Source organism: Streptomyces sp. Ncost-T10-10d, assembly GCF_900091955.1.
Classification (GTDB): Bacteria; Actinomycetota; Actinomycetes; order Streptomycetales; family Streptomycetaceae; genus Streptomyces.
The window spans coordinates 99,318-114,215 of the sequence record NZ_FMDF01000224.1; the positions used below are offsets into that span (position 1 = coordinate 99,318).

Sequence of the window (14,898 nt, forward strand, 5' to 3'; positions counted from 1 at the left end):
GGACGCCCGGCTCAGTTCTGCAGGGACGCCACCGGTACGAGCCGACGGCGCTCGGCGCGTGCGGCCCGCGTGCCGTACAGCGTGATCGAGACGACGCCGAGGACCGCGAGCAGCCCCAGCGATACGGTTCCGGCCCAGCCACCGGCGTGGAAGGCGACCGCGCCGAGCGTGCCGCCCGCGCTGGAGCCCAGGTAGTACGCGGACTGGTAGAGCGCCGAAGCCTGGGCACGGCCCTTCGTCGCCGTACGGCTCACGGACGACGAGGCGACCGCGTGCCCGGCGAAGAAGCCCGCCGTGATCAGGACCAGCCCGAGGAGTACGGCGGCCAGCTGGTCGGCGAGCGAGAGCAGCAGACCGGCGGCCGTGGTGGAGACGGCCAGGTACAGCGCGCCCCGTCGGCCGAGCCGGGCGACCAGCCGGCCGGCCGCGGCGGAGGAGACCGTACCGACGAGATAGACCAGGAAGATCGAGCCGACGACCCCCTGCGGGAGGTTGAACGGCGCCTCCACCAGGCGGTAGCCGATCACCGTGTAGACGGCGCCGAACACCGTCATGAACAGCGCGCCGATCGCGTACAGCCGGCGCAGCAGCGGATCGGCGAGGTGCCCGCCCACGGTCTTCGCGAGTGCCTTCGGGTTCAGCGAACCGGGGGTGAAGTGCCGGGCCCGGGGGATCATGAAGTGGAAGACGACTGCGCAGGCCACGGCCAGCAGCCCGACCGCGCCGAGCGCCGCCCGCCAGCCCCACAGCTGGGCGACCCAGCCGGTGAGGATACGGCCGCTCATCCCGCCGATGCTGTTGCCTGCCACGAACAGTCCGATCGCGGCGACCAGCGCCTTCGGCCGTACCTCCTCGGCCAGATACGCCATCGCGGACGCGGGCAGTCCGGCCAGTGCCGCGCCCTGGACGGCGCGCAGCGCGATCAGCCAGCCCAGCGAGGGTGCGAACGGCACGAGCAGCCCGACCAGTACCGCGACCGTCAGCGAAGCGGTCATCATCTGCCGCCGCCCGAACCGCTCGGAGAGCGCGCTCATCGGCAGCACACACAGCGCCAGCGCGCCCGTCGCGGCGGAAACGGTCCAGCTGGCCTGTCCGGCCGTGGCGCCGAGGGAGGCGGAGACGGCGGGCAGCAGGGCCTGGGTGGAGTAGAGGAGAGCGAAGGTCGCGACACCGGCGGCGAAGAGCGCGAAGCTCATCCGGCGGTAGCCGGGGCGGCCGGGTTCGAGACGGTCCGGCGCGGCAGGGGCGGCGGTGGCGACAGCGGCGGCGACGGGGGACGGCTGGGGCGAGGCGGCCACGGTGAGGGTGGACGCCCCGGTACTGGCAGGAGGCATGGTTCAAAAGTAGGACCACGTGTTTCATGCGTCCAATGCATGAACTCGTCATAATCGTTCCCATGGTGCATGAACGCAGCTCGCAGCCCCGGCTGTCACCCAGTAGTTACGAAGAAGACATTCGCGCAGTCCTCGCGCCGAGGCTGGCCCACTTCGAGGCGGTGGCCCGCCACGAGCACGTCACCCGCGCCGCGCACGAGCTCGGCGTCCCGCAGTCGACGCTCTCGCGGGCGATGGTCAGGCTCGAACAGGACCTGGGAGTCGCCCTGTTCGCCCGCAAGGGCCGAACCGTCTCCCTCACCCCCGCGGGCCGCACCTTCCTGGGCTCCGCCGAGCGGGCCCTCGCCGAGGTCGAGAAGGCCGCCGACTCGGTACGGGCGGACGCCGACCCGGCCACCGGCAAGGTCGCCTTCGGCTTTCTGCACACCATGGGCTCCGAGACCGTGCCCGCCCTGATCCGAGCCTTCCGTGCCGACCACCCCCGGGTCCGCTTCCAGCTCGTGCAGAACTACGGCGAGGCGATGATCGAACGCCTCCGGTCCGGCGGCCTCGACCTCTGCCTCACCTCACCCGTCCCGGACGCCCCCGATCTGGTCGCCCGCCGCCTCGACGAACAGCGGCTGCGCCTCGTCGTCCCCGAGGACCACCGCCTGGCCTCGCGCCGCCGCATCCGGCTGGCGGAGGCCGCCGACGAAAAGTTCGTCACCCTCGAACCCGGATACGGCCTGCGGCGGATCACCGACGACCTGTGTGCGGAGGCGGGCTTCGCGCCACGTGTCGCCTTCGAGGGCGAGGAGGCGGAGACCTTGCGCGGCCTGGTCGCGGCCGGCCTCGGCGTGGCCCTGCTGCCACCACCCGCGGTGGCCCGCCCCGGCGTCGTGGAACTCACTGTCACGGCACCGAGGGCGGCCCGCGAGATCGGCGTCGCCTGGCTGGACGGCCACCCGGACACCCCGCCGGTGGCCGCCTTCAAACGCTTCCTGCTGTCGAGGCGGGGGCATTTGCTGCCGGACTGAGCGGGGCGGGGCTCCAGGCTTCGGAAGTCCTTCGGGGGTTGACTCCTGAGTCGGTGTGGTGCCTGATGTCCGGTCAGGTTCAGTGATCCCGGAGCGCCGCGCCGGCCTCGGCGGGTTTTGTATCCGGTGGTATCAGGTGGTGCTTGGTTGCCCAGTGGCCAGGTGAAGCGGGCGGACTGTAGCGGCAACGGCTCGAAAATTCTTCGGTCTCCGCAGGAGTCAGGCCGGTTGTCGCAGCTCGATGGGGAGGTGGCGGGGTCCGCGCAGCATGGCGTTCTGCCGGTAGGGGGGCGGGTCCTGGAGAAGGGTTGCGGTGGTGAGGCGGGGGATCAGTGCGCCGAGGGCGGTCTGGGCTTCGATGCGGGCGAGCGGTGCGCCGTAGCAGAGGTGGATGCCGCTGCCGAAACCGAGGTGCTGGTTGTCGGTGCGGCCGGGGTCGAATCGGTCGGGGTCCTGGAATCGTTCGGGGTCACGATTGCCTGAGGCCAGCGCGAGGACGACGGAGGTGCCCTTGGGGAGGGTGGTGCCGGCGATGTCCACGTCGGCGAGGGGGATGCGTTGGCGCATGTGGACCGGGGGTTCGTAGCGCAGCAGTTCCTCTACCGCGCTGGGGAGGAGGGCGGGGTCGCGGCGCAGTCGGTCGAGCTGGTCGGGGTGGCGCAGCAGGGTGAGTACGCCGTTGGTGATCAGGTTGACCGTGGTCTCGTGTCCGGCGATGAGCAGCAGCACGCCGGTTTCCGCCAGTTCCTCGCGGGTCAGCTGGTTGTGCGGGTCCGGTTCGTTGATGAAGGCGGAGAGCATGTCGCCGGTGGGGTGGCCGCGGCGCTGCTCGGCGAGGTTCACCAGGTATTGGCCCATTTCGATGCGTGCCTGGTAGCCGGCCCGGTCCTGCTCGGTGATGTCCTCGCCGGCCCTGACGTCGGCGGAGGCGACCACGGCGTCGGACCATTCCCGGAACAGCGGCTCGTCCTCGCGCGGGACGCCGAGCAGTCGGCAGATGGCGGTGACGGGCAGTGGGTAGGCGAAGTCGTCGACGATGTCGATTTGTGTGCGGTCCTGGAGCCCGTCGAGCAGTTCTGTGGTGATTTCAGTGATCTGGCCGCGCATGGCGTCGATCCGGCCGGGGCTGTGCGGCGGCCCGAACGGCCGCATGGCGAGGGTGCGCAGCCTGTGGTGCTCGGGGTCGTCGAGGCGCAGGAACGGCGGCTTCGGAGCCTCCTCGGTCGAGTCGGTGAGGCTGCCGGGATCGGCACTGATCCGCGGGTTGTGGAGCAGAGCGGCGATGTGGTGGTAGCTGCCGACAAGGTAGCTGCCGTCCGCCTGCTGCACGACAGGACCGGCTTCGCGGAGTTCCGCGTACAGCGGGTAGGGGTTGGGACGGTTGGCGTAGTCGGTGATCCGTTGCAGCAGGGTCTCGGCAGACATGGGTTCGGCTCCTCGGGGTCGGGCGGGTGAGCGGGTCAGCCGGTGGCCGCCACCGTGATCAGCCGGCGGTCGGGCAGGTGACCGGTGAGGGCCACGGTGGGGCCGTGGGAGAGCCCCTTGGGGTCCGGCACATCGGAGGGAACCGGGACTTCGGCCGCGAGCGGGCGGTCGGACGCGCCGGGCACGGGCGGGAACGGGGCCGCGGTTTCGATCAGGTGCTGGTAGTACTCCAGAGACTTGGCCATGTTGACGGTGACCGCGGCGGTGACCCGGCCCTTGTAGCCGTAGACCATCGCCAGCCGGCGCTCCTCCAGTGAGCCCTGGGCGAGGACGACGTGGTCGGAGAAGGTGGGTACGCCCACCGACTTGATGTTGAGCCCGAACTGGGTCGACCAGAATGTAGGGAGGGCGAGGTGCGGGCGGCGCAGCGGCCCGGTGCTGACCATGTTGTGGGCCGCCACCTCGGCCTGGGCGACCGCGTTGCCCCAGTGCTCCAGGGAGAGCAGCTGGTAGTCGAAGAGCGGGTGGGGGAAGCGGGAGACGTCGCCGGCTACGAAGACGTCGTCGGTGACGATCCCGTACATGTCGAAGGCCCGGCACCCGGCGTCGCAGGTGATGCCGCGCGGGCCGGCCGCCAGTCCCGCGTCGGCCAGCCACTCGACGTTGCGGACCGCCCCCAGCGCCACGACGCACACATCCGCCTCGACACGGCTGCCGTCGGAGAGCTCGGCGCCGGTGAACCGGCCGTTGCCGTCCCCGCGCAGGGCGGTGACCGTCACCCCGCAGCGCAGGTCCACGCCGTGGTTTCGATGCATGGCGGCGGCGAGCTTGGACAGGGTGCCGCCGAGCGCGCCCACCAGGGGTGCGGGGCCGCGTTCGGCGACCGTGACCTCGATGCCCCGCTCCCGGCAGCCCGAGGCGATTTCCGAGCCGGTGAAGCCGCCACCGACCACCAGCACCCTTCGCGGCCCGGCGGCCAGCCGCTCGGCCAGCCCCGCGGCGTCCTCCCGGGTGCGCAGGGTGAACACGCCGTCCAAGGCCCCCTCCTCCGGATTGGGCCAGGGCCGCGCCCGGGTCCCGGTGGCGATCAGCAGCCGGTCGTACGGCAGCGACTCGCCGTCGGCCAGCACCACCCGCTTCCCGACCGGGTCCAGTCCGGTGGCGGCGGTACCCAGCCGCCACTCCGCGTCCGGATCCCGGCGCATGGGCAGCCCGGTGGTGTCCGCCGCCGCGTGGCCGAGCAGAACCTGTTTGGACAGCGGGGGCCGGTCGTAGGGCGGATGGGGCTCGTCCCCCACCACGGTCAGTGAGCCGGTGAAGCCCTCCTCGCGCAGCTTCTCGGCGGCCCGCAGCCCGGCCAGCGACGCGCCGACGATGACGATCCGGCCGTCCCGAAGCTCACCGGCCACCGGTGCTCACCTCCTCGCCCACGAGGATGGCCTGGACCGGGCACGCCGCCGCGGCCTGGCGCACGCGCTCCAACTGGTCGTCAGGGACGGCCGGGGTGTACAGCAGTCCCTCCTCCCCGTGGAGCTGGAACACCTTCGGCGCGAGGAACACGCACTGCGCATAGCCCTGGCAGCGCGTGAGGTCCACAACGGTCCGCATTCCACTGTTCCCTTCGTCGCCTCACCCCTTGTCCTTGTCCAGAGTGAGGGAGGAATCGGGAGTTCGCCCGGCGAAGGCACGGGGGCAGGGTGCGTGCGATCGCAAGGTGTCCGGAAGTCTTGCGTGGGGCCTTCCCTGCTCGAACGAAGCCGTCAGCAACGCACGGAGATCGCGCGAAGCGGCACCCTCGGCGACGGCACCGACACAGCAGGTCTCACTGACCACCTCCGTCCTCGCCAGGCGATACGGGGCCGGGCGGGGTGACGATGGAGGGGAAACCGATCCGCCCCCGCTGTTCCGGAAGGGTGAGCTGGTATGACATTTCCCTCCGATTCCCCATCAGGTGCCGACACTGCGCCCCAGCACGGCACCGAGCCACAGGACGCCTCCCTCGGCGGAAGCATGGCGGCCTTGGCGAACATGGGCTGGCAGATCCTTCTCACCACGGGCCTGGCTGCCATCGCCCTCGGCGTCGTGGTCCTTGCCTGGCCGGCGGAGACGCTGCGTGTCGTCGGCGTGCTCTTCGGTATCTATCTGCTGGTCATCGGTGTCCTCCAGCTGGCCGCCGCCTTCGGCACGCATGTCCCCGGGCATCTTCGGGCGCTGCATTTCCTCACGGGTGCGCTCTCCGTACTGCTCGGGTTGATCTGTTTCCGCGGCACCATGCAGTCGATCCTGCTGCTCGCCCTGTGGATCGGCTTCAGCTGGCTGCTGCGCGGCACCATGGTGACGGCCACGGCGGCCTCAACCCCGGACACGCCGGCGCGAGGCTGGATGCTCTTCACCGGGATCATCGGCATGCTGGCGGGCATCGTGCTGATCGTCTCGCCGTTCGCCTCGATCGGCGCGCTCACCCTGACGGCGGGCATCATGGCCATCGTCCTCGGCGTGATCGAGGTGTTCCACGCCATCAGGATGCGCATCGAAGTCGGCCGTCTCGCTTCGGGCACCGCTGCCGAGCGGCAGCCTCTGTTCCGCTCTCAACCGCACCCCCAGCACTGATCGCGGCGGTGAGCGTTGCCGCGTTCGGCACCCTCCTCGGTATCGCCGGCGGCGTCACCGTGCGCCGTACGCCCTGCCGCCGGCCGCGCGTACGGCCCGCTCGAAGTACTCGCGTTCGCGCGAGCCTTCCGGCGCGCCGAGGAGACCGAGGCCGCGGTCGGCGAACGGCCGGAACAGCCGACCGTGCCGGAGCAGTGTGCCGAAGGGCGGGTCGTCGGTGTCGTCGACGATTGTCAGGGGGAGTGTGCGCGAGGTCCCCACGGTCATCGTCACCGCCCACCTGGCGATGTCGTCCTCACCGATTGGGAGCGGAGCGAAGCGGACCCCGCCCACCTCCGCCCAGGCCGCACGTCGGCGGTTCCAGGGCCGGACGACCGTGATCCCGGCGTCGTCCAGGCGTACGGCGAACCGGCCCCGCAGCGCGAAGTGCAGCACGACCGGCAGCAGCAGGCACGCGGGGATGTACCACGCCGTCGGATGGTCCCCCAACGCACCGAAGACACCCGCGACGGTGACGGAAACCCAGGTGAAGGCCGTTTCGGCGCACAGCCACTGCACCAGTAGCGGGCCCTCCAGCACACGTACCCGCACCACGGTCACGACCGCCCCACCAGCCACGGCCCGCCGGGCGAAGCCGCGTACACCGCACCCCCGGCCGAGCAGCTGTCCGTCGCGAAGACGGACATGCCGAACGCGAACGCGTTGATCAGGAGGCCCGACGCGGCCGGCACGGCCACCGCCACCGGGTGGACCGTCGACCACCTCCCGGAAGCGCCGACACTCGCGCTGCAGACCCCGGCGCCCATGAGCCCCCTCACGCTGTCGGTGTTCATGATTGTTCATCGTGTGATCAACCTATGAGTCACGGCGACGAAGCGGTATGAGTGTTCGTACTCAACTCCGGTTGCCGCACATCCGGTTCGGTGCCCGCCGGGGTCCTCTGCTGTCACGGTGGCCGCCACAGAGTGCGATTGGGGTCCAGGCGGCCGGCTCGCAGCCCGGATTCATTTCCTGCCGGGAGGTGGTGGAGCAGGTCAGGTGAGATCCGCGACGATCTGCGTGGTGGCTTCGGCGATCAGGGCGTCCTTGGGCGGGGTGTCGTATCCAGGACGGTCGGACATGACGGCCACCACGAGCGGGGTGGTGTGAGGCGGCCACACGATGGCGATGTCGTTGGCCCTGCCGTAGTCGCCGGTTCCGGTCTTGTCGGCCACTGCCCATCCCTCGGGAAGCCCGGCCCGGATGCGTTTGGCGCCGGTGAGGTTGCGTTCGAGCCAGTCCTTGAGCAGCGCGCGTCTGCCGGCGGTCAGCGCGTCGCCGAGTACGAGCTTCCGGTAGTCGGCTGCGATCGCCCGCGGAGTGGTGGTGTCGCGCGGGTCTTCCGGGCGGTCTCTGTTCAGTTCGGGCTCGTACTGGTCCATGCGACTGGTGGTGTCTCCGAGTTCGCGCAGGTAGGCGGTCAGCTGCGCCGGGCCGCCGATGTCGCGCATCAGCAGGTTGCCGGCCGTGCCGTCGCTGTAGCGGATGGCGGCATCACACAGTTGCCTGATGGTCATTCCGGTCGCGATGTGATCCTTGGTGATCGGCGAGATGGAGTTGACGTCGGCCTTGGTATAGGTGACGCGCGTGTCCAGGTGACTGAGCGGGTTCCGGTGCAGGACCGCCGCCGCGGCGAGGGCCTTGAAGGTGGAGCAGAACGCGAAACGCTCGTCCGCACGATAGGCCACCGAGAGGCCGCTACCGGTTGCCAGGGCGTACACGCCCAGACGGGCACCGTGCTTGCGTTCGAGAGCCGCGAACTGCGCACTGTCCCGGGAGCCGGCAGAGCGGCGACTCGGCGCCGGGGACGACCCGGAGGTTGAGCGATCGTCTGCGTCGCACCCCGCCAGCGGCAGGAGCGCTGCTGCTGACAGCAACGCACGGCGGGACGGGCCGGACTGCTCAAAGAACATTCGGTAGTTCCTGCTTTCACTTGTCCGGGCGGCCAACGGTGGGCGGCGCCTGCGACGGAGCCTTCTCGCGGGGTCGCCCCCTCACCCCCGCAGCGACTTCCCGAACCCCGCAGCCAGCGGCATCCGCAGCCCCAGTGGTGGCGGCGCCGCCAGGGCGTCGGCGACCGGGCGGGCGTATGCCCGGCCGAAGAGCGATCCGCGGACGAAGTCCGTTGCCAGGGCCGCTACTTCGGCCCGGTGCTGGCGCAGGCCGTGGCCGTCCGAGTGGACCTCGAAGCGGCAGGTGTCGCGATTGGCCTTCTTGGCGCGTTCGGCCAGGCGGAAGGAGAGTTCGGGGTCGGAGCGGGCGTCGTTCGTGCCGTGGACGAGCAGAACCTGCCGGCCGAGCAGATGCTTCACCGGCTCCGGCTCGTCCGTCGAGCTGTCGGGCAGCCAAGGGGCCATCGCCAGAACGGAGCCGACCGCATCATGGCCGCCCGCGCGGAGTGCGGCCCGGCCGCCCATGCCGTGGCCGGCGAGGCAGATGGGGATGTCGCCGTAGCGTCGTACGACCTCGTCCACCGCCCATCGGGCATCCGCCGCGAGCTGTGCGTCGGTCGCGTTCCAGCCGCGACAGCGGTAGCGCACGACATGCGCGGTGAGCCCGTCCTCCTGGCCCGCGCGGGCCAGGGTGCGGGCCAGTGGCAGTTGCAGGGCGTACGAGAGAGGGGAGGGGCGGCGGTGCGAGTCGGTCTCGCCGTCCGGGAGCAGCAGAACCACGCCGCTGACCGCAGATGGTGCTCCGGCCGTCCTGACGGCCCGTCCCAGCCTCGCAGCAGGCAGGGGGAGTGCGCGTTTACGCGTGGGTGGAGTCACGACAGAACAGTGTCAGAAGGACAGGTGTACTCCACCCGTATTCGCGGTCACTGTTACGTATCGGCAAGCGACAATCTACGCGCGTAGGCGTTAGAGTGCCCAGATGATGAGCCCGACCCTCCATGTGCCCGGCCAGGACCAGATCCGGCGTGCCCCCAAGGTTCTTCTCCACGACCATCTCGACGGCGGCCTGCGTCCGGGAACGATCGTCGACCTCGCCCTCGCGAGCGGCTACGACGGACTTCCCGAGACCGAGCCCGACAAGCTCGGCATCTGGTTCCGCGAGGCGGCCGACTCCGGATCGCTGGAGCGCTACCTGGAGACGTTCGCCCACACCTGCGCCGTCATGCAGACCCGCGACGCGCTGGTCCGGGTGGCTGCCGAATGTGCTGAGGACCTGGCCGCGGACGGTGTCGTGTACGCCGAGGTGCGGTACGCCCCGGAGCAGCACCTGGAAGCCGGGCTGACCCTCGAAGAGGTCGTCGAGGCGGTCAACGAGGGCTTCCGCAAGGGTGAGCAGCGGGCCCGTCTGGACGGGCACCGCATCCGTATGGGTGCCCTCCTCACCGCGATGCGGCACGCCGCCCGTTCCCTGGAGATCGCCGAGCTCGCCAACCGCTACCGGGACCAGGGTGTCGTCGGCTTCGACATCGCGGGCGCGGAGGCCGGCTTCCCGCCCACCCGGCACCTCGACGCCTTCGAGTACCTCAAGCGCGAGAACAACCACTTCACCATCCACGCGGGTGAGGCCTTCGGCCTGCCGTCGATCTGGCAGGCGCTCCAGTGGTGCGGCGCCGACCGGCTCGGCCACGGCGTCCGCATCATCGACGACATCGAGGTCGCCGAGGACGGCGGTGTGAAGCTCGGCCGCCTCGCCTCCTACGTACGGGACAAGCGCATCCCCCTGGAGCTGTGCCCGACCTCCAACCTCCAGACGGGCGCCGCCGCCTCGTACGCCGACCACCCCATCGGGCTGCTGCGGAAGCTGCATTTCCGGGCCACCGTGAACACGGACAACCGGTTGATGAGCGGTACGAGCATGAGTCATGAATTCGAGAAGCTGACCGAGACTTTCGGATACACGCTCGATGACATGCAGTGGTTCACCGTCAATGCGATGAAGTCGGCATTCATTCCTTTCGATGAACGTCTGGCGATGATCAATGACGTGATCAAGCCCGGATATGCCGAGCTGAAGTCCGAGTGGCTCTTCGAGCAGACCGCTGCGACCAGCGTGCCTTCCGCTTCCGCGGGCTGAATCGCACCTCCGCGGGAAACGGCCGGGACCGCGAGATCCCGGCCGTCTTCCGCGTGTCGGCGTGTTTGCGGGACGGGTAGGGGGCTGACTACGTTTCAGAGCTGCTCACATCCCCTTCCCCAAGGATGAATTTCACATGAAGCAGTCTGCTGCCAGGACTCTCGGCGTCGCCGCTCTCGGTGCCGCTTTCGCCGCTGCCGCCGCGGGGACCGCATCCGCCACCGTGCTGCCGGCCGACGCCGCGGCCACCGCCCTGCCGGTCGCCGGCTCGGCGCTGGAGAACACCACCCGGACCCTGCCGGCCCAGGACACGGCCACCAAGCTGCTCGGCACCGGCCGGCAGAAGGTCGTCGGCGACGCCACCACCCCGGTCAAGGGTCTGATCGGTGGTCTGCCCGCGGGCGGCCTGAACGCCAGCGGCCTGTCGTCCAACGGTCTCCCGCTCGGCGGCTGATCCCCCGTACACACGCCTGTGGGGCGGACACCCGAACCGGGTGTCCGCCCCACAGGCGTGTGGTGCGTACGCGGGTCACCAGGCGGCGGACGACGTCTTCTCGGACGGGAACAGCACCCACAGCGCCAGGTAGAGCAGGAACTGCGGCCCCGGCAGCAGGCAGGAGACCAGGAAGATGATGCGCATGGTTCCCGCGGAGGTGCCGAAACGCCGTGCCAGCGCTGCGCACACTCCGCCGATCATGCGTCCGTCACGGGGGCGGGCAAGTGCGGCCATGGTGGGCTCCTTCGTGAACCGTTGCTGAGGGAGCAGCTCCTTCGTGCTCCCGATGCATCCATGGTCGCCCGGCGAACAGGGGCAAAGCGTCGCTCTACGGTGCGATACCGACCCTGGGAATCGTCGGGGTCGGCCCCTGAGCCGCCTCGTCCCTGGGATGGGGCAGCACCCTGACCCGCTGCTGGTTCCTGCGGCGCAGCCGCGCCCGGCACATGGGCACGACCAGCAGATGGGCGAGTGCCACACCGGCGGTGTTCAGCAGCAGCGAGTCGACGTCGACGACCTGGCCCGGCACCCCGGTCTGCGCCAGTTCGATGGCCAGCGAGATCAGCGCCCCCGCCGCGACGGTACGGGCCAGCGAGGCCCAGGGGGAGACGAACAGCCGGCCGCCGGCCACCGGCAGCAGCACGCCCAGCGGGGCGAGCAGCAGCAGCCCCTCACCGATCCGGCGGGCGGCCTCGACCGGGCCCAGGGACAGGTCCGCTCTGATGCCGGCGAGCGGTTGAAGATTCGAGGCGGTCGTCCACGGCACATCGAGCGGGCGCAGCGTCAGCCACCCGACAAGCAGCAGATGCGCGAGGAGGAGGGATACCCCGGCCGCGCGGAAGCGGATGACAGTTTGACTGCCCGAACCTTGACGCACGCCCCCCAAGACGCGCCGGGCGGCAGGATCGGTTCCGCCCGGCCCGATGAACCCGGATCTCAGCCGTGACGGCGACAGACTCGGCCGTGACGGCGACAGACTCGGCCGGAACGGCGCGACAACTCAGCCGGGATCGCGCGACAACCCGGTCCGTCCGGCGCTTGAGGACAGCAGGACCGGCCGCCCGGCCGCCCCCGAACCCCGCTCAGGCCCCCGTCCCCGCCCCCAGCGTCGGTGCCGCCTTCGGTCTGGCCTTCGTCTCAGAGGTGCACAGATACCCACGCGGCGCATAGTTCCCCGGCCCGCCCAGCACCACCGTGCCGTCCGGGGCGAGCGACTCGCTCTCCGCGTACGTACACACGATCTGCGCCAGAGCCTCGGACGGCAGGTCCTCCGGCTGCTCGCTGAGCCGCAGCGTGCCCTGCCGGTCGCCGCGGCGGGCCGCGCTGATCTGCAGCGTCGCCGGGACGGCCGTGGAGAACCCGGCCTGACGCTCGTCGGCGGGCGGCTTCTGCTCCAGCTCGTCCAGGAGCGCCTGCGCGATCCGGACCCGGTCCGACTTCGTATCGCCGACCTGCACCGTGCGGTCCACCGTGACCAGCTGCGAGGAACAGACCAGATAGATCTGTACGGGGATGCCCTGGAGGGCCTGGGTGGTGACGTCCTCCGCGGACATCGAGCACGGCACCTGGGACGGTGCGGCCCCGGCGTCCACCGGCACGGAGGTGGTCCTGATCCCGCAGCCCGCGGCCAGCACGGCCGTGATCACGGCACCGGCCAGCGCGACGGCCGAACGGTGTGCCCGGCGGTTGCTGCCCATCACGTCGCGTCGCCCTCCTCGTCCTGAACCCCCGCGTCGTGATCCCCGGCGGAACGGGTGAGCGGCTCGGCATCGCGCGGCAGCCGCAGTACGAACACCGCGCCGTCGCCGTCCGGCGAGTTCGCGGCCGTGATGTCACCGCCGTGGATGTGCGCGTTCTCCATGGCGATCGACAGACCGAGACCACTGCCCTCGGAGCGCGGCCGGGAGGCGCTGGCCTTGTAGAACCGGTCGAAGACGTGCGGCAGGACGTCCTCGGGGATACCGGGGCCGTGGTCGCGGACCTCGATGACGAGTTCGTCGCCCTCGGTCCGTACCGAGACCCGTACCGGCGAACCGCCGTGCTTGAGCGCGTTGCCGATCAGATTCGCCAGGATCACATCGAGCCGGCGCGGGTCGAGACGCACCATCATGCCGCGCTCGGCGTCCAGATCCACCGCGTCCAGCCAGGCGCGGGCGTCGATGCAGGCGGTGACCTGGTCGGCGACATCGACCGTGTCGAGGACGAGCCGGGCCGTACCCGCGTCGAAGCGGGTGACCTCCATCAGGTTCTCCACCAGGTCGTTGAGGCGTCGGGTCTCGCTCACCACGAGATGCACCGCGGGCGCGATCATCGGGTCCAGGCTGTCCGCCTCGTCCTCCAGTACTTCGGTGACGGCGGTCAGCGCGGTGAGCGGGGTACGCAGTTCGTGGGACATGTCGGCGACGAACCGCCGGCTCGCCTCGTCCCGCGCGCTCATGTCCGCGACCTTCTTCTCCAGCGAACTCGCGGTCCTGTTGAACGTACGGGAGAGATCGGCGAGTTCATCGGTGCCGGACACCACGAGCCTGGTGTCGAGTTTGCCCTCGCCGAGCTTGCGCGCGGCGTCACCGAGCCGTTGCACGGGCCGCAGCACGGTCGTCGCGGCGGCCTGCGCGAGCAGCGCCGAGCCGATCAGGGCGAGCCCGGTGGCGATCCCCAGCGACCAGGCCAGGGAGTTCAGATCCTGCCGCTCCTGGTCGAGCGACTTCAGCATGTAACCGGCCGGCCCGCCACCGATGATCTTCGTACCGCCCACCAGATACGGCGTACCGCGGATGCTGACCCGCTGCCAGAACAGGTGGTATTCGTATTTGTTGCCCGCCTCCACCGGCTGCTTCTTGTTGACCGCCTTCTGCAGCGACAGCGGCACGTTGTCGAGCGTGAAGGTGTCCAGATCGGAGTTGCCGACGATCGGCTTGCCGGTGTCGCGCTCGTCGACCAGCAGCACGCTGTAGCCGGGCGAGCTGCTCGCCATCTGCACGGCGGCGTTCTGCAGATCGTCCTTGGTGGGACGCAGCGGCAGCGAGGCCGCTCGGTTCTGCATCTCCTGGCGGAAGTCCCCGAGCGCGGCGTCCTGGGTACGTGTCAGCACGGCCTCGCGGTTCAGCCAGTACGCGATCCCCGAGGCGGACACCGCGGCGGTCAGCGCCACCAGCGCGAACACGACGACGAGACGCAGTCGCAGACTGGTCCAGCGAAGCCCGGTGAGCAGGCTCCGTTTGGTGGTGTCGCTCACTGAGGCGAATCCAGCCGGTAGCCCACACCCCGAACGGTACGGATCAGGGTCGGCGAGGACGGTACGTCCTCCACCTTGGCGCGCAGCCGCTGTACGCAGGCGTCCACGAGCCGGGAGTCACCGAGGTAGTCGTGCTCCCAGACCAGCCGCAGCAGCTGCTGCCGCGACAGGGCCTGGCCCGGCCGGCGGCTCAGCTCCAGCAGGAGTCGCAGCTCGGTCGGTGTGAGCTGCAGATCCTCGCCGTTCTTGGTCACGGTCATCGCGGAGCGGTCGATCACCACGTTCCCGAAGGACGCGGAGTCGGTGGACTCGCGCTCGCCGCGGCGCAGCACCGCCCGGATCCGGGCGTCGAGCACCCGGCCCTGCACGGGTTTCACCACATAGTCGTCGGCACCGGACTCGAGCCCGACCACGACGTCGATGTCGTCGCTGCGCGCGGTCAGCAGAATGATCGGCAGTTGGTCGGTGCGCCGGATGCGCCGGCACACCTCGAAACCGTCGATGCCGGGCAGCATCACATCCAGCACGATCAGATCCGGCCGCTGCTCACGCAGCAGTTTCAGGCCGTCCTCTCCCGTCGCCGCGGTGGCCACACGGTGGCCCTGGCGTGACAGCGAGAGTTCGAGGGCCGTGCGGATGGCGTCGTCGTCCTCGATCAGCAACAGGAAAGGCACGCTGGTCATTCTGACCCATGGTGGAGCCCCAGTTCGACAGTTG

17 protein-coding genes are annotated in these 14,898 nt (G+C 70.3%); 4 read left to right on the forward strand and 13 right to left on the reverse strand.

Going from position 1 to position 14,898, the window contains the following annotated elements; genetic code table 11:
- Window positions 1–11 precede the first annotated feature (11 nt).
- Window positions 12–1,334 (reverse strand): MFS transporter, encoded by a 1,323-nt coding sequence (locus tag GA0115254_RS40125; RefSeq protein WP_093900185.1) that lies wholly within the window; start codon window positions 1,332–1,334, stop codon window positions 12–14.
- 62 nt (window positions 1,335–1,396) lie between these two features.
- Here GA0115254_RS40125 and GA0115254_RS40130 point away from each other — a divergent pair, with 62 nt between their 5' ends.
- Entirely contained in the window at window positions 1,397–2,350 is a 954-nt protein-coding gene (locus GA0115254_RS40130; protein ID WP_093900186.1) for a LysR family transcriptional regulator, read from the forward strand.
- 219 nt (window positions 2,351–2,569) lie between these two features.
- On the opposite strand, the gene GA0115254_RS40135 is transcribed toward GA0115254_RS40130, so the two are convergent.
- The 3 genes from GA0115254_RS40135 to GA0115254_RS40145 are packed head-to-tail and all read right to left on the reverse strand — an operon-like array spanning window position 2,570 to window position 5,383.
- Window positions 2,570–3,775 carry a cytochrome P450 gene (locus GA0115254_RS40135; RefSeq protein WP_093900187.1) on the reverse strand — a complete coding sequence of 402 codons (1,206 nt, stop codon included), beginning with the start codon at window positions 3,773–3,775 and terminating at the stop codon, window positions 2,570–2,572.
- A gap of 35 nt (window positions 3,776–3,810) precedes the next feature.
- Window positions 3,811–5,184, reverse strand: coding sequence for an NAD(P)/FAD-dependent oxidoreductase (locus tag GA0115254_RS40140; RefSeq protein ID WP_093900188.1), 1,374 nt, complete (start codon window positions 5,182–5,184; stop codon window positions 3,811–3,813).
- Window positions 5,174–5,383 carry a ferredoxin gene (locus GA0115254_RS40145; protein WP_093900189.1) on the reverse strand — a complete coding sequence of 70 codons (210 nt, stop codon included), beginning with the start codon at window positions 5,381–5,383 and terminating at the stop codon, window positions 5,174–5,176. Before GA0115254_RS40145 ends, GA0115254_RS40140 begins: the two co-directional genes overlap by 11 nt.
- 315 nt (window positions 5,384–5,698) lie before the next feature.
- Here GA0115254_RS40145 and GA0115254_RS40150 point away from each other — a divergent pair, with 315 nt between their 5' ends.
- On the forward strand, window positions 5,699–6,385 hold the full coding sequence (locus tag GA0115254_RS40150) for an HdeD family acid-resistance protein (RefSeq protein ID WP_093900190.1): 687 nt from the start codon (window positions 5,699–5,701) through the stop codon (window positions 6,383–6,385).
- Between the two features lie 54 nt (window positions 6,386–6,439).
- Here GA0115254_RS40150 and GA0115254_RS40155 read toward each other — a convergent pair whose 3' ends face one another.
- The 4 genes from GA0115254_RS40155 to GA0115254_RS40170 form a co-directional block, all read right to left on the reverse strand.
- Window positions 6,440–6,985: a PH domain-containing protein gene (locus GA0115254_RS40155; RefSeq protein ID WP_093900191.1), complete on the reverse strand. Its 546-nt coding sequence runs from the start codon at window positions 6,983–6,985 to the stop codon at window positions 6,440–6,442.
- Window positions 6,982–7,218, reverse strand: coding sequence for a hypothetical protein (locus GA0115254_RS40160; protein ID WP_093900192.1), 237 nt, complete (start codon window positions 7,216–7,218; stop codon window positions 6,982–6,984). The genes GA0115254_RS40155 and GA0115254_RS40160 overlap by 4 nt, the downstream gene beginning before the upstream one ends.
- Window positions 7,219–7,419: 201 nt before the next feature.
- Window positions 7,420–8,337, reverse strand: coding sequence for a class A beta-lactamase (bla, locus tag GA0115254_RS40165; protein ID WP_093900193.1), 918 nt, complete (start codon window positions 8,335–8,337; stop codon window positions 7,420–7,422).
- A gap of 81 nt (window positions 8,338–8,418) precedes the next feature.
- A complete protein-coding gene (locus GA0115254_RS40170) occupies window positions 8,419–9,096 on the reverse strand; it encodes an alpha/beta hydrolase (RefSeq protein ID WP_093900194.1) in 678 nt (225 codons plus the stop codon).
- A 199-nt stretch (window positions 9,097–9,295) separates the two neighbouring features.
- Between GA0115254_RS40170 and GA0115254_RS40175 the strand changes: the two genes are divergently transcribed.
- Both GA0115254_RS40175 and GA0115254_RS40180 read left to right on the forward strand, forming a co-directional pair.
- Window positions 9,296–10,450: an adenosine deaminase gene (locus GA0115254_RS40175; protein ID WP_093900195.1), complete on the forward strand. Its 1,155-nt coding sequence runs from the start codon at window positions 9,296–9,298 to the stop codon at window positions 10,448–10,450.
- 136 nt (window positions 10,451–10,586) lie between these two features.
- On the forward strand, window positions 10,587–10,904 hold the full coding sequence (locus GA0115254_RS40180; protein WP_093900196.1) for a hypothetical protein: 318 nt from the start codon (window positions 10,587–10,589) through the stop codon (window positions 10,902–10,904).
- A gap of 75 nt (window positions 10,905–10,979) precedes the next feature.
- Here GA0115254_RS40180 and GA0115254_RS40185 read toward each other — a convergent pair whose 3' ends face one another.
- The 5 genes from GA0115254_RS40185 to afsQ1 form a co-directional block, all read right to left on the reverse strand.
- Window positions 10,980–11,180: a PspC domain-containing protein gene (locus GA0115254_RS40185; protein ID WP_093900197.1), complete on the reverse strand. Its 201-nt coding sequence runs from the start codon at window positions 11,178–11,180 to the stop codon at window positions 10,980–10,982.
- Between the two features lie 94 nt (window positions 11,181–11,274).
- Entirely contained in the window at window positions 11,275–11,823 is a 549-nt protein-coding gene (locus GA0115254_RS40190) for a VanZ family protein (RefSeq protein ID WP_093900198.1), read from the reverse strand.
- Between the two features lie 205 nt (window positions 11,824–12,028).
- Window positions 12,029–12,646: a GerMN domain-containing protein gene (locus tag GA0115254_RS40195; RefSeq protein WP_093900199.1), complete on the reverse strand. Its 618-nt coding sequence runs from the start codon at window positions 12,644–12,646 to the stop codon at window positions 12,029–12,031.
- On the reverse strand, window positions 12,643–14,181 hold the full coding sequence (locus GA0115254_RS40200) for a sensor histidine kinase (protein ID WP_093900200.1): 1,539 nt from the start codon (window positions 14,179–14,181) through the stop codon (window positions 12,643–12,645). Before GA0115254_RS40200 ends, GA0115254_RS40195 begins: the two co-directional genes overlap by 4 nt.
- Window positions 14,178–14,855 (reverse strand): two-component system response regulator AfsQ1, encoded by a 678-nt coding sequence (gene afsQ1, locus GA0115254_RS40205; RefSeq protein ID WP_176729344.1) that lies wholly within the window; start codon window positions 14,853–14,855, stop codon window positions 14,178–14,180. The genes GA0115254_RS40200 and afsQ1 overlap by 4 nt, the downstream gene beginning before the upstream one ends.
- Window positions 14,856–14,898 lie beyond the last annotated feature (43 nt).